We start from the raw sequence: 24,675 nt of genomic DNA on the forward strand, positions 1-24,675 counted from the left end.
CACCTGGGCGTCCGTGACCGCCACCTCGGGGACCTCCTTCTCGTCCCGGGCGGCTTACCGGCGCCTTCACTCAAGGTGGGGAGAAGTAATTGTCGCTGGTGGGGAGGAGTAATTGTCGCTGGGCACCTGTCGGAACTGCTCCAATTCTCTTTCAAGCTCCACGGACCACCGCCTGGCGTGTGACCAACGGAGGTCTCACGAGAGGCACGAGCTCGTCACGACGGGACACGGCGAGGTCTTACCATCAATCGACTTGCGCATGTCCACCGCCTCGGTGGCCAGCACCACGCGCAAGGACACAGGCAGCGTGAACACCCGCTCACCAGCCCAGCGCGGTGACGAGCCGGGCCACGTACTCGACGTCGGCGCCCGCGGGGAACCGCAGCCGGGCTCCGCTGGCCAGCACCACCTCGAGCAGCATGGGCCCCACCTGCGCCACGGCCGGCACCTCTACCGGCAACAGGCGCACCGCTGGGGCCTTCCGGGCGTGCTGGCGTCGGCGCCGGTACACCCACGACTGCAACGTGCTCAGCCTCACCCCTCTCTGTGCGGAGAACGCCTTCTGCGTCAGCCCGCTCGCCTCGAACGCCTCGGCGACCTGCGACCACTCCTGCTTCTCACCCGGCTTCGACATTCCGGCCAGGGTCCACCACGACTGCTACCCCGGCAAGGCCTCCCGCCACGTCGCTCGCCGGACGGTTACCTTCGCTCACTTGCCTTGACGCGCCTCCTACCGAGGCCTTGGAGGATCATGATGTAGCGCTCGAGTTTTGGGTAGGCACAGGACTCCTCGGAGCATCGGGGAGTCCGCCCGTCGCTGAGCTAGCGACCCTGCATGGATTCAACCGTGTCGAAGAGGGGCGCCAGCGCGCCTTCCATGGCGTTGGCCGTCGCATCGCCGCTCTGGTTGGTGATGATGAACACCCCCAACTGATACTTCGGCACGATGTAGAGATAGCATTGCGCGCGAGGCACGCCGCCGTGATGCACGTAGTGGGTACCCAACTGGCTGCTCTGACCGATGTTCCAGAAATAGCCAATGCTGTGGTCCTCCGCGAAGCGCACCAGCGGCTTGTGTGACTCTGTCACCGCGGGATGGTTGCTCAACTGCAAGCGCAAGTACTTGACCATCTCCGGCATCGTCGCCTTCAAGGCTCCCGCAGCCCCCCAGGGCAACAGCGGCATCGGCGTGGTGCCGACCGGGTTGTCGCTGTGGTAGCCAGGTGCCAGACGGCTGGTGTCCTGGGCACGCAGGCGCAGCCACGTGTCGTGCATACCGGCTTCCCTCGCCAGGAACTCCGCGAGCAACGATTCGTAGGGAGCCCCGTGGATCTTCTCGAGGGTGTACGCGACCAACTCGGTGCCGGCGCTCGAATATGCATAGTCCTTGCCGAGCGGGCCCTTGATGCTGACGGTGTGCAGGTCCTGCCAGAACCGCGGCTGCCCGTAGTCCGCGTAGGCGGCATTGAGCTTTGCCGGGGTGGCATGCGCAGTGAAGTCCCTCAACACCTCATTCACTTGCAGTGGCAACATCCCCGGCATGCCACTGGTGTGGGTGACCAGATGGCGCAGACGGATGGGTTCGCCGTCAGACTGCAGGTTCGGATAGGCAGCCGGCAGATACTTTTGTATCGGGTCGTCGAGGGTCGCCTTGCCTTCGAGGACAGCGTTCGCCAACAGCAGACCGGCGAAGGTCTTGCTGACCGACCCGATCTCATAGAGGGTCGTATCGTCGGGCGGATTGGACTTGCCGGTCTCGAGCTCGCCCCGATGGAGGATGAACTCCTCGCCGCGATAGACCACCGCGAGCGAGGTTGCGTGCAGCAGTCTTGACTGAAGCAGGGTCGTCGCGGCCTGGTTCATCGCCGTGGGAATATCGCGAGCGGCCGCGGAGCCAGTCGTCTTGCAAGCGGCGAGCACCAGCATCATTCCAGCAATGGCTACAGAGATTTTGTTCATCAGACGCATCGTACAGAGGAGGGTGGTCAGTCTCGCACACTCCCCAGGTCGGAACCAGGCACGCGAGGACCGCCGGCTCATGCGCAGGCGTTGACGAACCATGGCCTGGAACACTGGAACACGAGAAGTCCTCGGCGTCATCGAGCAGGACCAAGACCGCTTTCTCGCCGTGGACCAGCGTCTGGTGAGCTGACGCACGGGACAGTCCCTGAAACCGCGCCCTCGCTACGCATCCGCCCAGGACTCGACCTCGCTCGCCGCCGCACGCGCGAGCTTCGCGGCGTCGGCAGGGTCCAGCCGCACGGTGGCGAGCACGCCGATGACGGTCCCCACCAGCAACTCCACGCGGCGGGCCACCGTCTTCCTGGACTTGCCACCCGCCCGGGCCGCCGCTTCGAGCGACTTCGTCAGGTGCCCATGCAGGAGCGCCCAGGAGTCCTCCACTGCGCGATGGGCCTCCGCAGCATGCGCGGCCAGCTCCGTGGCCGTGTTCACGAGCAGGCCCCCCACCGAGTCAACGTATCCGTCCGGTCAGCGACGTGGCGTGAGCGGTTGAAGACGGATGAGGACCGTGCCCGACAGACGCCGCGACCGGAGGAGAGTTCAGGCCTGGGGCTGGAGGCGTGACTCGGGCGGACCGGTGGTCTGCCGACGCTTCCACTCGTGAGGCAGCAGCTCCGCGATGCGCGAGTTGGGATGTGTCTGCACGCGGAGCAGGACGTCGGCCAGGGACACCTCGGGGTTGACGCTGTTGGCCTCGCAGGTGGCGACCAGCGCGTAGAGACCCGCGAGATTCTCTCCCGCGGACTCGTGCCCGACGAAGAGGAAGTTCTTGCGGCCCAGCGCGGCCTTTCGCAACGCCGCCTCCGAGCGGTTGTTGTCCAGGGGCAACCGCGGGTCCTCTGCGAAGCGGGTCAGCGCCGCCCATTGCTTCGTCGTGTACGAGAGGGCCTGCCTCAGCGGACTCTTCGGCGGATGGCGCGGCCGTCGGCGCCTGCGGGGAACCGCAGCCGGGCTCCACTGGCCAGCACCACCTCGAGCAGCACGGGCCCCACCTGCGCGACGGTCGCCACTTCCACCGGCAACAGGCGCACCGCTGGGGCCTTCCGGGCGTGCTGGCGTCGGCGCCGGTACACCCACGACTGCAACGTGCTCAGCCTCAGCCCTCTCTGCGCGGAGAACGCCTCCTGCGTCAGCCCGCTCGCCTCGAACGCCTCGGCGACCTGCAACCACTCCTGCTTCTCACCCGGCTTCGACATTCCGGCCAGGGTCCACCACGACCGCTACCCCGGCAATGCCTCCCGCCACGTCGTTCGCCGGACGGTTACGCTTGGGCTAGACAGCTTCGAACTCCGCCCCAGTGACACTCGCGCACTCCATCGCCGTCTTGATGTCCTCGGAAACAATGAGCACGCCGGTCCATCCCCAAGGGCGGAACACTTTGACCTCGCCCACCTTCATGGGGTCGATCCGCATCCCATAAACGCTTCGGTACTTGCCGAGCTTGTCCGGTCGCCCGTCCTCGGGCTTCCAGTACATCACCGCTTCCGACGCCTCATCGTCGATGCACCGAACCAGCCGTGTCGCTACGAGAATGAGGTACTCGCCGGGGTAGTCTTGGATATTCACAGGAATCAGTTGCACGTCGTTGGGAGCCAACTCAGCGAAGATGGTGGCCACTCTCACGTGAACAACTGGCGTCATACCAGCGCCTGCAGTGCTGTAATCCAATCGCCTTCCAGGCTCGTCGATAGGAATCGTCAGAGGGCCCGACACGCGCGTGGGCCGACCTGACGTAAACTCCTTCCAGTCCTCTATCTCGTGGCCCTGATTGTCCAGCGGCTCGTCCAAGGACCATTTCCCGCTCAGCATCTCGGGTTTGAGCCTGAAGTATCGCGAATGATTCGACATGGTGGGTAGCTCACTGGCCCTACTTACCCTGAGTCACGAGCCTGTGGAGTAGCGTTCCTGGAGTCTGGGCCTCATAGGCGAGGCTGCGTAGCTCACTCGTGAGAACCTCTCGGCAAGCAACCACAGTACGGCAACCCTCCATCGCCTCCGAAAGGCGCAAGAAAACAGTATCATGATACTTCTGAGGATGCGGCCCCTTGTGTCCTGCGACTTCAACAATGTTCTCAGGATCTTTCAGGTCCATCCCCGCCTTCCTGAAGAGCTTTCGGAACTCCGGCGTCCACGGCCCACCTCTCGCAGTTGAAACTTCGTTCTTATTCGTGGCGATGTGGTGGCGTTCACCTCCTCCGCCGCCAACGCCCTGGCTCGACATGGCCAAGGCGTTGGGGGCAAGCGCGATGGTGAAGCCGTCCGCCACCCTAGCGACGGACCGCACACCTGCCACGGCGGGGTACCTGACTCCCGCCTGAGACTCCGCGGCAATCGCCGCCTGAGCCGAGCCAGGCAGTCTCACCGCCTTCGCAGCCAGCCCCAATGTGTTGCCAATCGCGGCCGTAGCAAGCATCACGAAAACCCGCGCCGCGTTCTCCCCCAGAACCTCGCCATATGCCTCGCCTGCCGCGCTGAGTTCCGCATAGGTCGAGGCCCGCTCCACCTCCCTCACCAAGGTCAGCCACCCGTCCACGAGCAGCCACACTGTGTTCGCCCCCAGGTAAGAGATGGCGAGGAGCGTCAATGTCGCCGCTACGCCCTTCGAGAGAGGCTCCGGGAGGACCCAAAGCATGCCGTACATCGTCGCGCTGGCGACGATAGTGGCCATGACCGCGCCTCCGTCTGTCATGTCCTCTAAGGCTTCGGCGGTCTCGTCCCACACCGAATCCATCGCGATGGCAAAGGCCCAGGCGAACTTGCCATCGCTGGCAAGCAGCGGGCCTTCCTCCAACAGGCGCAAGCAGTCTCCAGCCCGTCCCTTCCGCGTGCACCACTGGCCATAGGCGCGCGTCAGTTCTTCGTCCGCGTACGACTCCAGCAGGTGGAGGCCGTCTGGGTCCTCTTGATGCTGGGGTGTCAACCGAGGAGGGTGGCTCTGATAGCCGTACACCCCACTGCGGGATGGAACACCAAAGAGGTCACGCGCATGCAGCATGGGGTTGCGCTGTGGTCGCACGTCCCGCGCAAGTTCGACGAGGGCCGCTTCAAATTCGTCGTCGTCGAGTTCAGCAGCCTCTAGCTCTCCGTCGGGCCCTTCGCTCGGGGTGACCACGAAAAGGTCCCGTCCAGTGTCCAGCCGCACGACTCGAGTTGTCGCGCAGCCCGTGACGAACGTGAGCATAAGCAGCGGCGCCACCCATCGAAGCAACATGCAGTGTCCCCCGGCAAGAGGCCCGCCGGATAGCAGGCCATACCAGCAAGGCATGAAGACACTGACAATCAGTCCGTCGACCCCGCATAACCCAGCTCTACCCTACGTCGTCCAGTAGCTGCGGCACTCGGGCCCATGAGTTGGAATCTGGACACGGCAACCACATCGGCGGGCGCGCCCCATCTCGCGCACACGAAGTGATGTCTGGAGTTGCCCCCGTCAAATCGGACAGGGTCAGTGGTGCTCAACGCCTCTCGGCATCACGGCCAGCGGGACCCAGCTTCGCAACGGGCGCTGGAGGGTTTGGACGGCCTCGTGCTCAATGCCTCTCGGCATCACGGCCAGCGGGACCTCGGGCTCGGTGCTGACGGTGGTGGCCGGCCACCTGTGCTCAACGCCTCTCGGCATCACGGCCAGCGGGACTTCGACCCTGGCGACCCTGGGCGAGGGGCGGAACAGGTGCTCAACGCCTCTCGGCATCACGGCCAGCGGGACCGGGACTGGGTGACACGTCCATCCTCGCGATTCACGTGCTCAACGCCTCTCGGCATCACGGCCAGCGGGACTTGGAAGCCACGCACCGTCGTGGTCCGGCGGCGAAGTGCTCAACGCCTCTCGGCATCACGGCCAGCGGGACTCCCCCACAGCCTCACGCGCTGAGCCGCAGGGCGGTACGTGCTCAACGCCTCTCGGCATCACGGCCAGCGGGACAACACTCGCCTGAAGTCAAAATGATGGCCATGGCATGTGCTCAACGCCTCTCGGCATCACGGCCAGCGGGACAAGGGAAGGGTCCGGGGCATTTGCACATCATGGAGTGCTCAACGCCTCTCGGCATCACGGCCAGCGGGACACTACCTGATTTTCTGCCGGGACAAGGGTTTGTAGTGCTCAACGCCTCTCGGCATCACGGCCAGCGGGACGTGCTCGGGAGAGTGGGGAACAACGTCTGCGCTTGTGGTGTGCTCAACGCCTTTCGGCATCACGGCCAGCGGGACGCGTCAAAGCTCTGTCGGGAATCCTCCGTGCACAAATGGTGCTCAACGCCTCTCGGCATCACGGCCAGCGGGACCTACGCTCCAGATGGGCCCTACGCAGCAATTGTTGTGTGCTCAACGCCTCTCGGCATCACGGCCAGCGGGACTCACCTTGGAAATGCTCGATCTCTTCAGGAGGTGCTCAACGCCTCTCGGCATCACGGCCAGCGGGACGCCTCTGTCATGGGGAATGAGGCGAAGCGCTTCTGTGCTCAACGCCTCTCGGCATCACGGCCAGCGGGACAGGCGAGGCGGGCGGTGGAGTCGAGCAACCACGCGGTGCTCAACGCCTCTCGGCATCACGGCCAGCGGGACCGCGAGCTTTTGAATTGGGTGCGCAACTCCGAGTTGTGCTCAACGCGTCTCGGCATCACGGCCAGCGGGACATGACGAGCGGGTCCATGGTGCCGTGGAGCGGCTTGGTGCTCAACGCCTCTCGGCATCACGGCCAGCGGGACGGGAGGACGCCGCGAAGTACCGCGCGGCAGTGGAGGTGCTCAACGCCTCTCGGCATCACGGCCAGCGGGACGAAATCCGGCGGTACGAACTGGATGCTGGTCTACTACGAGTGCTCAACGCCTCTCGGCATCACGGCCAGCGGGACCTCCTGGGACCCCGACGCTGGCACCGTCCACGTGGTGCTCAACGCCTCTCGGCATCACGGCCAGCGGGACAGTAGTTCATGGTGAGTCACCTCGACATATTGATGGTGCTCAACGCCTCTCGGCATCACGGCCAGCGGGACTCGCTGAGCGGAGAGGTGACGTTCTCGCTGCTGGCGTGCTCAACGCCTCTCGGCATCACGGCCAGCGGGACGCGTGCACCGAAGTTGATTCTGCCGACCCTGACGAGTGCTCAACGCCTCTCGGCATCACGGCCAGCGGGACCCCGACATGCTGGTTTGGCCTGCAAACCAACGCTCCCGTGCTCAACGCCTCTCGGCATCACGGCCAGCGGGACTAGGGATTTGGCCCACGTCTGGTTTCGAGACCGGAGCGGTGCTCAACGCCTCTCGGCATCACGGCCAGCGGGACCGCCCGCCCCGGCGCAGCGTCCCCAGACCGCCGCACGTGCTCAACGCCTCTCGGCATCACGGCCAGCGGGACCCCTTCAACGGGAAATGCACCCTGGTGGTGGGCTAGTGCTCAACGCCTCTCGGCATCACGGCCAGCGGGACGGGCGCCAGGACCTCCCGCAGCGAGCGGGGCCGACGGTGCTCAACGCCTCTCGGCATCACGGCCAGCGGGACCTCGTTGTCGAGCGCCGCATCGTCAAGGATCGATTGATGTGCTCAACGCCTCTCGGCATCACGGCCAGCGGGACCAGTTGGAGGCCGAGCAGCGAGAGTACCTGGAGAAGCGGTGCTCAACGCCTCTCGGCATCACGGCCAGCGGGACCAGTTGGAGGCCGAGCAGCGAGAGTACCTGGAGAAGCGGTGCTCAACGCCTCTCGGCATCACGGCCAGCGGGACACCCGCGTGTCCATGACGAAGTGGACGCGGAGGGTGGTGCTCAACGCCTCTCGGCATCACGGCCAGCGGGACACCCGCGTGTCCATGACGAAGTGGACGCGGAGGGTGGTGCTCAACGCCTCTCGGCATCACGGCCAGCGGGACCTGACGCTGGCGCACCTGCCGGCGCTGCGCACCTAGTGCTCAACGCCTCTCGGCATCACGGCCAGCGGGACTCCAGGAGGTCTCAGGTGCGCAATCGGGTGCCTGTGCTCAACGCCTCTCGGCATCACGGCCAGCGAGACCCCACGTTGGCGTTGGAGCCCGGGACCATCGTCTAGTGCTCAACGCCTCTCGGCATCACGGCCAGCGGGACTCACACGCCGGGCGACGACATCGCCGGGCAGGTCATGTGCTCAACGCCTCTCGGCATCACGGCCAGCGGGACTGGGCGATGTGCAGGTGCTCGGGGTCGGCGGGACGTGCTCAACGCCTCTCGGCATCACGGCCAGCGGGACTCGAGCTGGGGTGCGGCGCCAAGGCGAATGAACTCCTGGTGCTCAACGCCTCTCGGCATCACGGCCAGCGGGACGCCGCGCCGGGCTCCCATCCTACAGGTTCGACGAGCTGTAGTGCTCAACGCCTCTCGGCATCACGGCCAGCGGGACCACAAGTGGGCGAAATGAGTGCACCGGACCAGCTGGTGCTCAACGCCTCTCGGCATCACGGCCAGCGGGACGTGCATGTGCTGCGAGAGGCTGTGGCCGAATGGTGGTGCTCAACGCCTCTCGGCATCACGGCCAGCGGGACGTGGAGATGGGCGGCGTGCCCACGTAGAGCATCCAGGTGCTCAACGCCTCTCGGCATCACGGCCAGCGGGACCCGGAGGCTGTCCGAGGACAGGCCCAACAGCAGCGTGCTCAACGCCTCTCGGCATCACGGCCAGCGGGACAACCCGCCCACGTCGCAGGCGTTGGGGCAGGCTCCGTGCTCAACGCCTCTCGGCATCACGGCCAGCGGGACCGGGAGTGCGCCTCGGCAGCGCGCATCCACGCGTCCCACAGTGCTCAACGCCTCTCGGCATCACGGCCAGCGGGACCCGGAAACCGTAGCGGGAGAAACATGGTCACCATCACGGTGCTCAACGCCTCTCGGCATCACGGCCAGCGGGACGACGACTGGGCTTGGAGGCCCCGTCTTCCGCATCACGTGCTCAACGCCTCTCGGCATCACGGCCAGCGGGACGGAGGCCCGTTCATTCGCTGCCCAGGAGTCGGGCACGTGCTCAACGCCTCTCGGCATCACGGCCAGCGGGACGAGACCGAGTGTTGGGGCTTCGTAGCGCTCCACTCGGTGCTCAACGCCTCTCGGCATCACGGCCAGCGGGACCTTGGAGAGCCAGAGTAGGAGAGCCAGAGGGTCCGTGCTCAACGCCTCTCGGCATCACGGCCAGCGGGACATGAATCAGGCGAAGCGCAGCTGGTCGAGCGCTTGTGCTCAACGCCTCTCGGCATCACGGCCAGCGGGACCGAGGACTACGTGTGCCCCCAGGAGGGGAAGGGCAAGGTGCTCAACGCCTCTCGGCATCACGGCCAGCGGGACATGTTCACCCGGGGCTCCGCCCTCGCTCGACGACTGTGCTCAACGCCTCTCGGCATCACGGCCAGCGGGACCGGCCATCGCGACCGGTCGCCATCCGTCGCCGGACGGTGCTCAACGCCTCTCGGCATCACGGCCAGCGGGACCACCGCGAGGATGAGAGCGAGCAGCTTGTCCATCGAGTGCTCAACGCCTCTCGGCATCACGGCCAGCGGGACAGACGGCGTCCGCGTGGGCGGGCCGGACGGCTCTCCTGTGCTCAACGCCTCTCGGCATCACGGCCAGCGGGACCAAATTCGGCGCGCGTTAATGCAACACATCTCCCGGTGCTCAACGCCTCTCGGCATCACGGCCAGCGGGACCGCGCTACTCTCGCCCCTCGTCAAGTCGGCCATCGGGTGCTCAACGCCTCTCGGCATCACGGCCAGCGGGACACACCGGACTCTTCCGCGGCGGCCCCGGCGACGTCCAGTGCTCAACGCCTCTCGGCATCACGGCCAGCGGGACACCGGGAGGACGTCGGTATGCCGTGCTGCACCTGTGCTCAACGCCTCTCGGCATCACGGCCAGCGGGACCGCGTGGAAGAAGGCCGGGACGACGAGGTCCCTCAAGTGTGCTCAACGCCTCTCGGCATCACGGCCAGCGGGACAGCGGCTCCCGATTCCCAAGTGATTCCAGCAACTTACCTCCCCCCTTTTCAAGCACCTCCCCTCCTCTCACCGCACTCAGCGGCCCTCTCATATCCCACCCCATCCAAGCCACTGAAACCACTCGGCTTTTTCGCTGCAAGCACCTATTCACGTGTCGAAGAGCCCTAACTCCGCGTGGTGACTCGGCTTTTCGCCCATTCTCCGCCTCGCGACCTCCGCCACGCGCAGGTGCATGCATGAATGTCCAGCGCGTCACAGAACCCGGAACGGTGGCGGTTCCTCCGGCCAGTCCTCCCGCGGATTGATGGCCCGCACCCGCTCCACGCAGCCGCCGCAGAGTCCAATCACCAACAAGGTATCCACCGGGTCCATCCGCTGGGCGAGCTCCCACCGCAACCGCTCGCGATCCCGGTCGGTGAGCGAGCACCGGAACACCGAGAGCTGCAACCACTCCCCGTAGCCCTTCAGCAGCGCATACACCTTGCGCCACCGCTTCGGGTCCCGGATGTCATATGTGATCAAATACCAACGCCTGGGTTCGGACACGGTTCACCTCAGACGGAACGTCGCGAACAGCCCCGGCTTCCCCGTCCATTCCTTCTCCAGGAGCCGGACCTCCAGCTCCACCAGCCGCGCGTAGCTGAGCGAATACCCCAGGACGTTGTGCTTCCAGGTCTCCCGCTTGCGTCGCTCGTAGAGTTCGATGGCCTTCGCCCTCCCTGCCCGACTGAGCCAGACGTGGTCCGAGGTCACCTCGAAGTCCGCCTCGGCATCCCATCCCTTCCGATTCAGTGAAGCCACCAACGGCATATCCGCCAGGGGCACCCGGAACTCCTCCATCACATCCAACCCCAACGCTCCCGCGGAGCTTCGAGGCTGGTGGTAGAAGCCGAACGCCACATCCAGCCCCACCGCGCGGATGGCCCCCTCCACCTCTCGGTGCACCAGGCCATACAAGAACCCCAGCACCGCGTTGAAGCGATCCTTCGGCGGGCGCCGATTGCGCCCGTCGAACCGCAGGCGAGGATCCAACGTCTCACCCAGCAAGCAGGGGAGCGCTCCGAAGTAGCGCGCCGCCCCCAGTCCCTCCAGCCCTCGCAGCACGTCCAGCGAAGGCGCCACCGCGCAACGAGGGAGGAGCGCCCGGAGGTCCCTCACCGCCACGGTCAACTCCTCGGTGCCCACCCCCTCCCCTCGCATCGAACGGAGCAGGAACCGAAGTTGCCCTTCCAGCTTCGCCGTCACCAGCCGGCGCGCCAGCGACAGGCACACCTCCCCCTGCCGCAGCGCCTCGAATTGCCTCAGCCGTCGATGCACGTTACCGGAGCCACCTCCCAGCCCACCGAGGTAGCGACCACCAGACGTGAACCAATGGACCCCGATGTCGTTGTCCACACAAAGCGAAAGCGCCTGGGAGCTGACCTGCACCGCCCCATGCGAGATGAGCGCCGATACCTGTCTCACCGGAAGACGGGTCGGCTCACCCTCGCCCTCCGGAGGCGTCACCACCAGTTCCTCCGCTGAACGCCCGACCCGGCTCCCCGCGGTCGCGACATGGAGCACCTGCCGCACGTCGTCCTCCGGGAACAGCCTCGGCCGCTCCGCCTCGGCAACCAGCCGTTCCTCCTCCGGCAGGCACACGGGCGCCAGCGAGCATCGCGCGCATTTGCGCTCCTCGGTCGTCACGGGCGGTCGCGTCGTCGCCGCGCGTAGCAACCGAGCCCGAGCGACGGCCTCCCTCACCTGACGGCGCAACGTGTCCCCCAACTCGAACCGCACCGTCGTCTGCGTCTGGTGGTAACGAACCCTGCACTCCACCCGCGCCCCCGGGAAACGCTCCTCCATCAGCAACGCATACGCGCCCGCTTGAAGCCGATCTCCAGGCCACGCCTCCGGGGCGTCCGCACCAGGAGCATGTCGCCCACGCTTGTGCTCGTAGACGACCAGCACGCCAGCTCGCTCGCGCACGGCGTCCACCCTGCCGTGAAGGCCCAGCGCCTCACTGGAGACCTCCAGCTCCACGCGCTCTCCCTCCTCCTGGAGCTGCACATGCAGGCGCCGCCCCGCGAACATCGCCGCGTCCGTCACACGCAGCTCCTCCACCTCCTCCAAGTAGAAAAGGCGTTCGCAGTACGCGAGCGCATGAAGGGAATGCACCCGCAGGGTCTGCTCGACGACGACAGGACGTACCAACGCGGCTTCTGGGTTCATACGGAGGGGCCTCCCCACCCCTGAGAACACCGTCCAAGGGTCTGCCTGCACCTGCGGCTGCATCCTGGACGGCTCCGTATGTTCCATGGACCTCACGGGTCTTTCAATCACGCACTACCCATCAGGTTGACTACGTCGCATCCGCACGTTCCACGAGTGGCCCAGGTGTCCAGTTCCATGCGGACTCGGGTGGCTCGCGCGTGGGCAGCTCCCGTGGCGCCATCAGCACCCGCCGCGTGCGACTCGAGTCCCGTCGATCGATGCCCACGGGCATCCGATAGGAATCCGGGCGCGGTCCCGGCTCGGAGGTGAACCAATGCGCCTCGGGAGGCGTGTCCAGGACCTCCACCCTGTCCAGCAGGAAGTTGTTGTCCCCCGCGAAGGGCAGGCCGTAGCGCCCCCGCCCGGACGCATCGTCACCGCGAAGTCCTCGCCGGATTCCCTCCACGAGGTCCGGTGGTCCCCCTTCGACGCCGATGACCGCGCGCAGCCCCACGAGCAGCTCCCGTCTCGCCGGCACGAGCCAGTGCTTCGCGCCATGAGTCCGTTCCCGCAGCGCCGCGCCCACCGGGTACGTGTGGAGCTGTTGGTCGAGGCTCGCGAGCTCCGGGAGCGCCCAACGCAGCCCAGCGCGAGCCGGAGTCGAGGACAGTCAGCCCGTATCCCCGTGGTCTCTCCGTCCAGCGAGGGCTCACGCACCCGGGCCTCGGCCCACTTCCAGGCCCGCAAGGGGTGTCCCTCCCGGACGAGCGCGGAGGAGGCGGCGTCCGCCGCGATGAGCCCCGCCTTCACCGCGCGCAACAGCGAGCGACGACGCGTGTTCGAGGCGGTTTCGAGGAGGAAGGCCCGCGCGGCCCGGATGCCTCGCTGATAGGCGGAGCTCCAGGGCTCATGCGCCCCCCACGGCTCACGAGGCAGCACGGGGGGAGGCGCCAGGCCCGCCACCTCCGCCACGCGAAGGAGGATGGATCGCACCTGTGGATGGTCCAGGAAGAGCCCGAGCCACGGCTCTCCTCGATGCTGACACCAGCGGTAATCGCCAGCACCTTCGGATGCCTTGAAGTGGTGGCAGAGGACGGCGGCGGTGAGGACATCCAGGTCCAGCAGCGGGCAGTCCCGCAGCCACTGCTGGACCTGTGGCAACTGGAGGATGAGCGCGGAGAGGTGCTCATGCCTCAACGTCTGGAGGACGAAGCGGGAGGACTCCACCGCCCCGATGAAGTCCTGGTTGGCCTTGCCGATATCGTGGAACAGCGAGGCGAGCCGCAGGTGCAGCACGAACCGCTCCGCGTCCTCCTCGCCGAGGAGGAAGAAGCGACGGAAGTTCCGAGCCAGGCGCCCCGTCCCCGCGAAGAGGAGCACCGCGGCCAGCTCGGTGTCGAGCAGGTGGTCCGCGAGCGTGACGGGAGGCGCTCCCGCCCGCGCGCTCTTCGCGAGGAGGCGGGAGGGCGCCCTCATTCGGCGCTCCGCGACGGGTCCCCATCCCTCCTGCGCTCCTGCCCCGAGCGCAGGACCGTCGGCAGGAACAGCCCGCAGCCCATGTGGCGCCGCCCGCCCAGGCCTCGCTCCTGGAGGAGCAGGGCCGAGCGTTGCGACAGGCCGCTCAGGGTGAGGGCATAGCCAATCACCTTCTTCCCGGCGATGGCGACCACGCGCCGGCGTCCCACGTGAGGCCGCCCCTCGCACCCCAGCTCCGCGAGGAACTTGTGGACCGCGCTCCGGAACGAAGGGTCATCGATGGCGTGTTTGAACGTCACGACCCGCGAGGACAGCGAGACCGGCGTCTCCAGCGGGAAGACCTTGGGGACGCCCAGGGAGACCTCTCTGTCACCGATGGCGAGCGCGGCGCCCGTCAGGGGCAGGAACAACGGGAGCGCCTCCGGCGGACATCGGATGCGCATCGAACCGTGCCCCACGAGCAGCGACGTCCCCTCCGCGCGGGTCCCACGCAGGTTGAAGACGCCCACGTCCTTGAGCTCATGCAAGCCGGGGAGGCGGTGGGACAGCGCGGAGAACAGCGCATAACCATGGTCCAGGGGCACCTTCCCGCCTCGCGCGGGAAAGATGAGGTCAATGACTGACATAACTCCTCACTTGCAACGTGACACACTCGTCGCACGACGATGAACCCCAACCCCACTCATCGGCACTCATCCGACCACTCCGCGAATCACGCGCAGGAGCGCCTCCATCCGAAGCTGCTCGTCGCCGTTCCTGAAGTTGAACGCCTTGCTCAACACCCGCTCCACGCCTTCGAGCGACTTCGCGTCCTGCGTCACGAGGCGCTCCTGCCACTCCGCCTCCAACCTCTGGAACAACGGCTTCTGTTTCACATTCTCCGCCTTCAGCTTCTCGAGCCAGGACTTCAGCTCGAGCGCCAGCGGCGAGAATCGGATCTCCCGACGAGCAGCCCCCTCTGCCTCCTTGGCGGATTCAGCCACGGGAGTGGCCTCCTGCTCGGACACGACCTTGAACCGGCCATAGCCCGCCGCCGTCTTCCCGCCCACCCCCCACGCCTCGAGCGCTTCATGCAGATAGCGGCGAGCGCGCAGCAACAGCGCCTCACCACCCGGCGTCCCAGGGGCGACCTCCAGGGCCACGAGGAAGCAGTTGCCGGGAGCCACGGTCAGGAAGGCCACGGGGTTCGGGTCGTCGTAGTCCGAAGGCCACGGAGTCGCATCCTCCTTGGCCGAGTAGTACTCCCGCTGGTGCACCGTGAGGACATCCCGCGCCAGCACCTTGCTTGGAGCCACGCTGTTGGGAACCCACAGCGCGTCATGGAAGATGACCTCGCCCTGGGTGGAGACGAACCGCTGTTCGCCGACATCCACGTCCGGCGCCCCGAAGAGCCGGCGATACGCGGCCCCAGGAGGACGAACAGGCCTCCGGTCCCTCCACTCCACGCCACAGAAGGCCTCCCGCCCGTCTTCGATGACCTCCGGCACCGGCCCGTACGTCGCCTCCACGTAGCTCGCGGTGAGTCCCTTGAGCGACGAGCCCGGCAGGACCGGCACGCCCCAGGTGTGGTGCAGCGTCAGCCCGACCTCGGTCGGAGAGGGATTGCCATGCCCGAGCAACAGCCGACTCTCGGCGCGCACGCAGAAGACCGCCGTCTCAGGACCTCGAAAGGAGCCACGCCACCGCGCATAGGCGCGGGCGTAGTCTCGGGAGGCGCCGAACCTGCACAGGGCCTCGAGCCACGCATCCCGTGCCGCGGCGCTCTGCTTGTTGTCCTCCTTGAGAAGCATCTCCCGGGGAGCCCACCGCGAATAGGCGAGCCCGGGATGGGATGGCGTCTCGCCTGCCTCCGGCCACTCCCGGAGTTCATGCAGTGTGCGCCACATCAGCCCCCCTCCTTCTTCTTCTCCGTGGTGAACGTGGCGCTGACCGCTCTGCGCAACCACACCGCGAGCGCGAGCACCTCGCGGGTGACACGCATGTACTCGCTCGGCTCGAGGGCGAAGACGCCGGGAATCAGAGGAACCTTCCCCCCGGTCCCGAGCCCCAGCTCCACGGACTTCGACAACTGGTCGAGCAGGGTTTTCGCCGCCTCGTCGCTCGAATCCCGATGCAGGAAGACGAGCGCTGCGGCCAGACCGTCCCGAAGCACGGCGCTCCCGAGCGAGTTGACCCGGATCCTGTAGTCGTCCTGGAAGCCCTTGGAGACGACGTCATCGACGCATTGATAGGCGAACGCCGCGCGGGACTGGTCCCGCGTCAACCTCTGCTCTGACTTCATGGCCGCCTCTCCTTCGGCGTCTCCGCCCACGTGGCCACCACGCAGCGTCCCCGACCCACCGTCGCCTTGCCGCCGAGCTGAAGGACCGAGGTGCCCTGGAGCGCCCGGGACAACACCTGCCCCGCGCTCAACGGCGCCCCCTGGAAGAAGCTGGGCGCCGCGCCCATCACCCCCAGCAGGAGCGACTCCGCCGGAAGGCTCTCCTCCGACCAGAGCTGTCCCGGCGCCACGGTGCCCGTGTCGTGGCTGATGCGAACGCGCGTGTCCACCTGCGTGGCGGTCTCCATGAGGAAGGACATCGTCTCGTCATCCACCACGACGAAGCGCTCGCTGATGAGCCGCTCCTCCTCCGGCAAGGCTCGCGTGAGGAGCCGGGCCCAAGCGTCCACGAGCGGCTCCACGCGGACCTCCAGGTCGTGGTCCTCCAGGAAGATGCACTTCTTCGACCTCGCGACCGTGACGTTCTCCAGGCTGGCCACGTAGGCGAGCGACGTCCCCGCCTGTCGCTTGAAGCGCCCCGGCACGCCCGGCACACCGGCCAGGTCCCTGCGCGCCAGCTCCAACAGGAGCGGCGAGGTCACCAGCGCGAACGTCCCATGGAAGCTGCGCACGGGCATCGCGAGCAGCCGCGCGTCTCCCACCACCAGCGCGCCCGCATGGTCATCCTTGCCAGGCTCGTCGCCCTGAGCCCCCGCGACGACGCGCTGCGGTCCGAAGAGCGCCTGCCACTCGGGCTTCGGGATGACATCTCGCCGCGCCTCCCGCAGCACGCCCTTGATGGACGACCCCGGGACATAGGGGATGTTCGTCGCGCGCAGCCGCGCGATGGGCAGGTCGATGACGCCCACGCTCTGCCCCGTTCCCGCATGCAGCGGGGACAACGCCTGCACCAGATACGGCCGACTCTCCATGCTCACGTGTGCGCCTCCCTCGGATTCCAGTGGCCGGGCAGCACCAACCCCAGGCCTTCGTGCGGACCGGCCTCGGGAGAAGCCCCCCAGGCGGCCAGCCACAGCTTCTCGAGCGAGGTGAACCCGCTCTCATCCCACTTCTCGAAGAAGTACGTGGCGCCCGAGGGCACCAGTCGCCGCGTGGCCCGAGGTGCCCTCGCCACCATGTCCCACGTGGACAGCTCCAGCGGCCGGGGAACCATCGCGGCCCTGAGCACGACCTTCCCGTCCACCCCAGGCAACGTGCCCACCCAGGCGGGTTGCCCGTCGCGCGTCTCCCCACGCGTCAATCCATCCGGGAGCCAGCCCTCCTTGAAGTAGGCGGGCGTTGCCAAGATGAGCCGCAGCCCTGGGGAGCACGCGGGCAGGTCCGGCGGCGGAGCGAAGAGCGACGGCGTCACGGGTTCGGTCGACGTCAGTCGACGCTTCCCACCGAGCCCCAGGAGGCCCGAGGGAAACGCCTTCGCGGCATCGGGCACGACACACTCGACGCCCAGCGCCCATTCCCCCACGGGATGCGCATCGGACTCGGAGCCGAGCGTCTCCAGCACCTCGGACTGGTACAACATCCCAGGCTCCGCGGTCTGGGACTTCACGTTCAGCGTGACGTGGATGTCATTGCGCCGCACAGGCTCGGGAGCGAGAGGACTGCCCGGCGCCTCACCTCGCAGCCAACGACGCATCATTTCGTCCGTCCAGAAGGAGGGGGCGACGTCGGGCTTCGCCTTGGGCAGAGAGGGAACCCAGAGTCCCTCGAGCAATTCGTCATCCTTCGAGCCGAGCGTGCCGACGTCGACGGAGAGCGGCCTCGGCAGAAGCCGTTGCGACTTCTCCTTCCCCCACAGCACGTCCGCGGGAACCGGCCAGAGCCGGGACTCGGGACCGAAGGACGACTCCCCCACCGGACGCCACAGCGTCAGCAGCTTCCGGATGGCGATGCCCTGCGTCTCCCGCTCCCAATCGAGCGGTGCCCCCGGACCACGACGCGCCAGGAGCGTCTGCCCCCAAGCCGCGCGCAGCGCACCGAGCACGGTCGACGGAGGAGGCCAGTCATGCGAGTGACTCCGACCGACATCGCTGGTGTACCAGCCTCGTCCGTTCTTGCAGAACAACCCCTCCCTGGGGAGCAGGGCAAACCGAGCCGTGTTCATGAGACCTCCTTCGCGACACCGTCGTCACGAGCCCCCGGCTCGGCACGGGAGAACATCTCCGCCACCCAGACACGCGCGACCCACGAGGAGACACGCTTCTGGACCTCCCCCAGAGGCAAGGGCGTCTTCAGGTCGAGCCCCACGCGTTCGGGCTGGAGTCCGTCGTCATCACCTCCGCCCATGTCCGTACGCTTCAAGACCCGCCGCACCTCACGCGCCAACACACCGCCCATCCGAGTGTCCTGGTAGAGCGCGTCCTTCTCATCCGTGGGCCGGGGGAAGCGGCGAGCGAGTCCCTCCACGTCCTGGAGCTTCTTCAGGGGCAGCGTCCCCTCGCGGCGCAGCTCGAAGGCCTGCTCCAGCAGCGCCAACGCGCCAGGCTCGGAGGACCAGCGTGCCCGCCAGGTATGAAGGCGCCCCGCGCGCAACCGGGCCACGATACCCAGACCGTCCCGCGCCTCGGGTTCCGCGCCCTTGGCCAGCTTCTCCGCGCGGCGGCCCAGGTCCAAAAGATCCCCCAGGCTCTCCAGCACATGGCCGATGCCGAGCCCCACCGACAGCGTGGGAGGCTCCTCGACCACGTCGCGCAGGATGCGCATGAAGCTCGCGCGGAGCTTCGACGCGCACGCCAAGGCGTTCGGGAGGGCCACGAACGCGAGGACGTCGTCACCCCCGGCGTAGACGAGGACACCATCGTGCTCCTCGACGATGGAGCGAGCCTCGAGCGCGAACTTCGTGAGCGCACGGGAGAGCGCCTGATGCGCCTCGTGCCCCTTCGGAGCAAGGGCTTCGAGCGCCTTGCCCATCTTGTCTCCATCCGCGGAGAGACAGACGACGTATGGGTAGGGCTCCCCTGCCTCCTTCAAGATGGGTCGTACGTGAGACGCGTAGAAGTCGGTCCCGGACTCCGCCGAGACACCCTCTTCGTCCAGCAGAGTCTGCCAGCGGTCGGGCAGCAGGAGCTGCGCGTCGTACGGGAAACGCCTGACCCATTCGCGTCCACGAACGTCAACGCCGGACACTGCCTCAGGCGCCATTTGCTTCAGCCCCTTGCACGCATCGAGGAGCTTCGGGAACTCCGTCTTGCAAGTCGCCTCGGCATGCTCGATGAACGCCGACAACCCGATGGAGGGCACCGGCACGAACTGCCCCGGCTTGCCTCCAGTCCGCTTGAGCAGACCGATGGCATCGAGTTGCTCGCGCAGACCGATGCGGAACCGCGCCCACTTGCCCTTGCGAGGATTCATGGGGCGCAGCACCGACTCACGTGCCCCATCCAGGCTGGACTTATGGATACCACCACGCTGGTGCAGCCATGGCGTGAACGCATGGAGCCGCTTGCGTCCCGCGATGGCCTTCTCGACGCGAGCCAGGGCTTTCTCGTACTCCGCCTCGGACGAGTACTGAGTCCAGGCGGCTTGGAATTCGATCAGGGTGTCGAGCTGTTCCTTCGCCGTCGCAAGGGACGCGTCATCCACGAGCTCGTGATGCTCGTGCCATTGCTCGAGGCCCCACTCCGACAAACGCGTGCGCACGGCCTCCCTCGCCTTCCGCGCCAGGGCACGAGGATCGCCTTCGGACAGACGGACCAGCAACTTGTTGGGCAACCCCGTGTCCTTCTGCTTATCGGAGGGAAGAACCGGGAAGATGAAGTCGAGCCCCGGCGTATCCGCGAGTGTCTGGACGGCCGTCTTGCTCAACTCGCTGAGCACATGGCTTCCGAACCAGAGGTCTCGGGTGCGACGGGCCTGCGCGATGAAGCTCTGCACGGGCCCGATGGTCATCAAGAGCAGATGGGCGGACATCTAGAGGATCTCCTTCGCGCCACGCGGGTGCTTCTTGAGCCAGCCCAGGAAGGCGTCGCGCACGTTCGCGTCCACCAACGGCGCGTAGAGGGCGGCGTCCTCTGGAGGAATCGGTGCATCGAAAGCCGCCTTGGAACCGGGGATTGGCAACGCGCCCTTCTTCTTCCTGACCAGGACGACGCTTCCTCGTGGCCACGCCCGGTGGAGCCAGAGCGCGATGGGCACGAACTTCCCGCCACGCAGCGGCATGGCCTTCACGACGAGCGGCGAGGCCAGGCGCTCGCGAACCTTCTTGTCATCTTCCCAGCGCAGCTCGACCTCCTCGGGCTCGGATTTCGGCTGCGGCAACTGGACGTAGGGCACCCTCTCCCGGTTCTTCTCCTGGAAGCGGATGGGCACCGGGAGCCCGAAGCTCGACCGGGGCCACACCACCTTGGCCGACTTCCCCTTCCGAACGTCATGCGCCCACTTGCCGTGCGGCGGCTTCAACAGGAGGCGCACGTTGTCTGGCTCGGGCCACCGCGAACGGCTTGGCCGAGTCGGAGAACCGCGATCGCGCGCGAACTTCCCTTCGTGAATCGACTCCGAGTCCGGAGGTTGTTGCTGACGGAAATCCCGCAGCCATTCGACCGCTTTGAACCAGGCCCTCATCGCGTCCCGGGAATCCGACCCATGAACGAGACGAGCCCCGCACACGGAGGGCGTGTCCCGGGCAGGAGCCACACTCGTGGGACCGAACAACATCACCCCGGGGAGATGCTGACGCAGGGCCGTGCCCGTCGAGGAAGCGGGCAACCATCGCTCTTCTTCGGCCGTCACGGTCAGGCTCCCCAATCCTCGCCGCGTGCGGCTCCCGTAGCCTCCCCAGAGAATCCAGGCGCGAACCGCGTTCTCGACCTCGGGCTGGTGCTCGACCGGCATGCGCACCACCAGACGGAACCGAACACCGGGCCGATACCGCTCCGCGGGAAGCTTCGGCTCACCCGACCGCTGCTCCCGGGCAATCCAGAGCGCGTAGGCCCCCTCCGCGCCCTGCTCGATATCGGAGGGGTCCACCATGTTCTCCCCCAGTGGCTCGACGCTCACGGTGACGTCGACCGTGGAGCGGGTTCCCTCGTCACCGCCCATCCCGCCCCACAGCGCGCGCTCCCGGACCGCCAGCTCACGCGGAGTCGCGCACTGATGGCCATACAAGGCTCGCCACCAGAACCGCAGATGCCCTCGGATGGTCGGCGCCCGGATGACATCGACCGTGTCGACCTTCCGGAGCGTCGTCGAGCCGCCCAGGATGGGCGTGATGGTCGCGAGGGACACCGTGAAGGTTGCCAGCAAGGGCCCCCCCACCAACCGCCGCTGGATGCCCTTGGGGTCCGGCAACGCCTCATGAGAGGACGTGCCTGTCCCTGTCGGCGTGCCGTCCGAGGCACGCGCGTCAGTGCTTGCCATGTGAATGTGCTCCTCCCGATGTGCGCTGCGTCAGCGGCTGGTGGAACAGCCAGCCGCCTGGACCTCTGCGAAGAAGACGGGAACGGGAAAAGTTGTTACCTCGCTCATCCGGTCTCCAGCGTGAGGAAGGGGACGTACCCGCCGGAGAGGGTGCGCTCGTAGGTCACCACCCGCCCGAGCGCATTGAGGCGCTGGCCCAGGAACAGGCAACTGGTCGAAGGCGCGAAGGGGAGCAGGTGCGTCGAGGTGGTCCGGTGCGCATTGCGTGCGCGGCGGATGTGCTCCCGTGCCTGGACGGCGAAGGCCACCGCGTCCCCAGCGGACTTCACGGCGCCGTCACCCGGCCCGTCCTCCGGCTCCAGGATGAGCACCGCGCGGAACCGGCCCGGGTGCTCGGCCTCGAAGCGCTCCAGGTCCATGCGGGCGTCGTTCGTGAGCTGGAACAACACCAGCATCTCGCGCCCTTCGGGTGAACCGGCGCGCTCCTCGACCCGCAGCTTCCGGTCCGAAGCCCCCGCATCCGAGCGCCAGTGGAAGACCTCTCCCCGGGTCGGCTGTTCCGCGCGGAAGCGGAAACCCGCGACTTCGGAGAAGAGGACGCCGACCGCCAGGGAGACACCCAGCGGAAGCTTGCCCCGGAAGTCCACGAACATCCCCTCGGCCTTGCTCGCCAGGCGCCGCTTCGCCTCGAGCAATTCGGGCAGGAGCTTCTCGCGCCAGACCTCTTCGCTCGGGAGACCTCGTGTGTCCCGGTCGAACCAGGAGGTCCAGTCCAGCTCCACCGTGGGCGCGCTGTCCCACTGGCGCCGGGCCCAACCATGAATCCACAGGCTGGCCCGGGGTGACTCCTCGCGCGTCGCGTACAGTTCGCGCTGACGCAGGAAGGCCCGCAGGGACTCGCGGGTGATGCGCCGGGCGTCCCCCGAGACCTCCACGCATTCGCGCAGATGGTCCACGGCGGTGGAGCGGGGATTGGGTCCCTTGCGCAGGCCCAACCGCTCCATGCGCTCGTCGACCTGCTCCTCCAGGTCGGTGATGCTCCCGTAACCGAGCCGGAGCCGCAGGTCCCGGAAGAAGGCGCCCAGTTGCTCCGGCGTCGCCTCGAATTGCGCGCACCAGCGAGGCACGTTCGCGGAGAGCGAACCCTTCGCGGTGTCGGTGAAGAACGATTCGTCGAGCCGGTGGTCTCGGCCCTGGAGATAGCTCCCCAGCTCCGTATCCGCGCTCCAGTTGCTCACCAGCCAGACTTCCACGCGTCCGCGGTCGCGGAGCTTCCGCCAGCTGGCGAACAGCTTGCCCAGGAGCGGGAGCCCGCGCTTCGTGGTCGCCTCGGACAGCGACTCCCACGAGTAGTGGCTGCGCTGGTCGACGTGGAACTTCACCTGGACATAGCGGCTCGCCACGCCTGCGTCCTCACGTGCATGCAGCGTCACGTCATCCGCGGAGCCCGCCTCCGGGTCCTCGATGAAGCCACACTCATAGGGACCGGGTTCTTCGAGCAGGCGCAGCAGCTCGTACCAGCCATAGAGGTGCTGGAATCGGTCTCCTTGCAGACGCGAGGCGCTCTGGTTGCCCATGGATTTCCTGGATGAGATGACCCGACCCCAAAGGCCGAAGCAGTCGTACACATCCCAGGAGACGTCCATTGCTCTCCCTGTTACCTGCGGGAAGGGGGCTGCCAAAAAGGGGCGGGGCGCCCGGACAAGGGACGCCCCGCTTCGGCAACACCTGGATCCAACAGAGAAGCTAAGGAGCGATGGTGAACGTCAACGCGCCATACGTCAGGTGCGTGAGCTGCCCCGACCCGGAAGAGTCCACGCCATAGACATATGCCCGGTGCGGCTGACCATCCTTCAGAGATGCAGGAACCGTGACGATGAAGCCGTGGTTGCCCGACACCGAATACACCTCATTGATGTAGGTGTTGGGCTGATTGGCCGTCACTTCCGAGTACGCCGCGCCGCTTCCAGCGGGACCATCCCAATAGATACGGACCTGGATCGAAGAGCCGAGGGTGTCGTAATCATACGCGCCACCCTGGATTGTCGAGATGATGGGCGACTGCCACAGTCCTTCGGAGACAAATCCGCTCACACTCCCCAGGACGCCCCCCCGCAGACCAGTGTAGAGGTTGGTCATGCGGGTCACCTGCCCCGGCGTGAACTCCCACATGCAGACGTCATCGACGTACCCCATGTAGTTCTTGACGGGATCGACTCCAGGCAACGTCCCGCAGCTGTCGACAGATCCCAACGCAGGGCAGCCATAGACCGGGCCATCCATCGCGGGAGTGTCGCTCACGCCATCTCCCACGAAGCACCCTCCGTCCCATGGGTGAAGCAGGCCCAGCCAGTGCCCCACTTCATGGACGGCGGTCAGCCCGAGATTGGCACCCACAATGTTCCCGCCCGGCAGGCTGTTGAAGTGAACCATCACGCCATCGAGCGCCAGCCCGTTCGTCCCCGAGAGCGAGGACGGAAAGGTGGACTCGCCCAGGTAGCTTCCGGGAATGAGCGTATAGATATTGAGCGTCGTCGCGCCCCCCTGGTGAAGCGACTGCTTCATGGCCAACTCCGTGCTGGAAGGTGGCTCGACCACGGACATGTTGAACCACGTCGCGTTCGTGGTTCGCGTCACCCCGCGCTTCACGAAGTTGAAACGGCTGGCGGCGCCACTCGTCGCATCACCGAATGAAGCGTTCAGGACACGAACCTGCTCGTCCAGCCAGGAATCCGGCACGTCTCCGTTGGACAGGGAGGTACCTGAGCGAACGACATGGAACCAGACATCGATGGTCGTCACCCCCTGGGGACTCCTCACACGCTCGGCCGACACCCGCTCCTGGGCCTGCCGCATCTCCGCCAACTGGGCTACGGAAGGCTGGGGGGTCGCGCACCGCTGAAAACACGTCGCGCCCTCCTCGGACGAGCCGCACGATGCCTGAGTGGCGTCGGGCTGCTCGACCTCCGCAGGTTCATTCGACGGTTCAACCGGGCCACAGGCCGCGACAACAGCCAGACCGCTGGCCGCGAGCGCTCGCAAAAACATTCCAACAGCTCTCATGTCAACCTCGGGAGACTGGATTCACTATCAATCGGCCACAAACAACCGGACTCACCAAGAAGAGCTCTCGACAGCACATCGTCGAGCGAAGCCCCCGCTCCATGGACCGTCCCCATCAGCTCAGGAGACCTCTCGCCCCGCAGCGGGCCTCACAACTCGCTCAACAGCTCAGTTGTCCGTGGAAGCGTCACAGCACGAGATATGCCAAGAAAACCGTTCGCCGCATCCTCTGGCGTTGCTTCCATCGACAGCCCAAGCTGCGTCGAAGCAGAACTGGAGCAAGTGTCATGACATCGTTCCGGTCCAACTCGTGGATGGACCATCCAGGCAGGGAGACTTC

At 66.7% G+C, this 24,675-nt stretch carries 18 protein-coding genes, 1 pseudogene and 1 CRISPR repeat array; all 19 genes and pseudogenes read right to left on the reverse strand.

What is annotated here, in order from left to right; translation table 11 throughout:
• Window positions 1–319: 319 nt before the first annotated feature.
• The 19 genes and pseudogenes from tnpA (LZ198_RS34310) to LZ198_RS34400 all read right to left on the reverse strand — a co-directional run bounded on the left by tnpA (LZ198_RS34310) (window position 320) and on the right by LZ198_RS34400 (window position 24,074).
• Window positions 320–634, reverse strand: coding sequence for an IS66 family insertion sequence element accessory protein TnpA (gene tnpA / locus LZ198_RS34310; RefSeq protein WP_253976354.1), 315 nt, complete (start codon window positions 632–634; stop codon window positions 320–322).
• A gap of 188 nt (window positions 635–822) precedes the next feature.
• A complete protein-coding gene (locus LZ198_RS34315) occupies window positions 823–1,959 on the reverse strand; it encodes a serine hydrolase domain-containing protein (protein WP_253976355.1) in 1,137 nt (378 codons plus the stop codon).
• A gap of 225 nt (window positions 1,960–2,184) precedes the next feature.
• Window positions 2,185–2,454, reverse strand: coding sequence for a hypothetical protein (locus LZ198_RS34320; RefSeq protein ID WP_253976356.1), 270 nt, complete (start codon window positions 2,452–2,454; stop codon window positions 2,185–2,187).
• A gap of 108 nt (window positions 2,455–2,562) precedes the next feature.
• Window positions 2,563–2,940: pseudogene (locus LZ198_RS34325) on the reverse strand (IS66 family transposase); the annotation flags it as partial.
• A complete protein-coding gene (tnpA, locus tag LZ198_RS34330) occupies window positions 2,916–3,218 on the reverse strand; it encodes an IS66 family insertion sequence element accessory protein TnpA (protein WP_253976357.1) in 303 nt (100 codons plus the stop codon). The pseudogene LZ198_RS34325 and the gene tnpA (LZ198_RS34330), both read right to left, overlap by 25 nt.
• A 76-nt stretch (window positions 3,219–3,294) precedes the next feature.
• On the reverse strand, window positions 3,295–3,870 hold the full coding sequence (locus LZ198_RS34335) for an imm11 family protein (protein WP_253976358.1): 576 nt from the start codon (window positions 3,868–3,870) through the stop codon (window positions 3,295–3,297).
• A 19-nt stretch (window positions 3,871–3,889) separates the two neighbouring features.
• Window positions 3,890–5,233: an AHH domain-containing protein gene (locus tag LZ198_RS34340; RefSeq protein ID WP_253976359.1), complete on the reverse strand. Its 1,344-nt coding sequence runs from the start codon at window positions 5,231–5,233 to the stop codon at window positions 3,890–3,892.
• A gap of 240 nt (window positions 5,234–5,473) precedes the next feature.
• Window positions 5,474–9,969: direct repeats of the CRISPR family, unit length 36 nt; unit sequence GTGCTCAACGCCTCTCGGCATCACGGCCAGCGGGAC.
• 253 nt (window positions 9,970–10,222) lie between these two features.
• On the reverse strand, window positions 10,223–10,492 hold the full coding sequence (gene cas2, locus LZ198_RS34345) for a CRISPR-associated endonuclease Cas2 (RefSeq protein ID WP_253976360.1): 270 nt from the start codon (window positions 10,490–10,492) through the stop codon (window positions 10,223–10,225).
• 27 nt (window positions 10,493–10,519) lie between these two features.
• Window positions 10,520–12,181 (reverse strand): type I-MYXAN CRISPR-associated endonuclease Cas4/Cas1, encoded by a 1,662-nt coding sequence (locus tag LZ198_RS34350; protein WP_253976361.1) that lies wholly within the window; start codon window positions 12,179–12,181, stop codon window positions 10,520–10,522.
• 222 nt (window positions 12,182–12,403) lie between these two features.
• Window positions 12,404–13,639 carry a CRISPR-associated endonuclease Cas3'' gene (locus LZ198_RS34355; RefSeq protein WP_253976362.1) on the reverse strand — a complete coding sequence of 412 codons (1,236 nt, stop codon included), beginning with the start codon at window positions 13,637–13,639 and terminating at the stop codon, window positions 12,404–12,406.
• The gene (gene cas6 / locus LZ198_RS34360; protein WP_253976363.1) at window positions 13,636–14,265 is read right to left on the reverse strand and encodes a type I-MYXAN CRISPR-associated protein Cas6/Cmx6; all 630 of its coding nucleotides are present in this window, start codon (window positions 14,263–14,265) and stop codon (window positions 13,636–13,638) included. The genes LZ198_RS34355 and cas6 overlap by 4 nt, the downstream gene beginning before the upstream one ends.
• Window positions 14,266–14,331: 66 nt before the next feature.
• On the reverse strand, window positions 14,332–15,525 hold the full coding sequence (gene cmr6 / locus LZ198_RS34365) for a type III-B CRISPR module RAMP protein Cmr6 (RefSeq protein ID WP_253976364.1): 1,194 nt from the start codon (window positions 15,523–15,525) through the stop codon (window positions 14,332–14,334).
• Complete coding sequence (gene cmr5, locus LZ198_RS34370) at window positions 15,525–15,920, reverse strand: type III-B CRISPR module-associated protein Cmr5 (RefSeq protein WP_253976365.1); 396 nt, start codon at window positions 15,918–15,920, stop codon at window positions 15,525–15,527. Before cmr5 ends, cmr6 begins: the two co-directional genes overlap by 1 nt.
• Window positions 15,917–16,831, reverse strand: coding sequence for a type III-B CRISPR module RAMP protein Cmr4 (gene cmr4 / locus LZ198_RS34375; RefSeq protein WP_253976421.1), 915 nt, complete (start codon window positions 16,829–16,831; stop codon window positions 15,917–15,919). Before cmr4 ends, cmr5 begins: the two co-directional genes overlap by 4 nt.
• 2 nt (window positions 16,832–16,833) lie before the next feature.
• Window positions 16,834–18,021, reverse strand: a complete 1,188-nt coding sequence (locus LZ198_RS34380; RefSeq protein ID WP_253976366.1) for a type III-B CRISPR module-associated protein Cmr3 — start codon at window positions 18,019–18,021, stop codon at window positions 16,834–16,836.
• On the reverse strand, window positions 18,018–19,826 hold the full coding sequence (cas10, locus tag LZ198_RS34385) for a type III-B CRISPR-associated protein Cas10/Cmr2 (protein ID WP_253976367.1): 1,809 nt from the start codon (window positions 19,824–19,826) through the stop codon (window positions 18,018–18,020). Before cas10 ends, LZ198_RS34380 begins: the two co-directional genes overlap by 4 nt.
• Window positions 19,827–21,272, reverse strand: a complete 1,446-nt coding sequence (gene cmr1 / locus LZ198_RS34390; RefSeq protein ID WP_253976368.1) for a type III-B CRISPR module RAMP protein Cmr1 — start codon at window positions 21,270–21,272, stop codon at window positions 19,827–19,829.
• A gap of 104 nt (window positions 21,273–21,376) precedes the next feature.
• Window positions 21,377–22,849: an SAVED domain-containing protein gene (locus tag LZ198_RS34395; RefSeq protein WP_253976369.1), complete on the reverse strand. Its 1,473-nt coding sequence runs from the start codon at window positions 22,847–22,849 to the stop codon at window positions 21,377–21,379.
• Between the two features lie 169 nt (window positions 22,850–23,018).
• Window positions 23,019–24,074 carry a zinc metalloprotease gene (locus tag LZ198_RS34400; RefSeq protein WP_253976370.1) on the reverse strand — a complete coding sequence of 352 codons (1,056 nt, stop codon included), beginning with the start codon at window positions 24,072–24,074 and terminating at the stop codon, window positions 23,019–23,021.
• Window positions 24,075–24,675: the final 601 nt, after the last annotated feature.

The sequence above is a fragment of the Myxococcus dinghuensis genome, assembly GCF_024198235.1.
Taxonomy (GTDB): domain Bacteria; phylum Myxococcota; class Myxococcia; order Myxococcales; family Myxococcaceae; genus Myxococcus; species Myxococcus dinghuensis.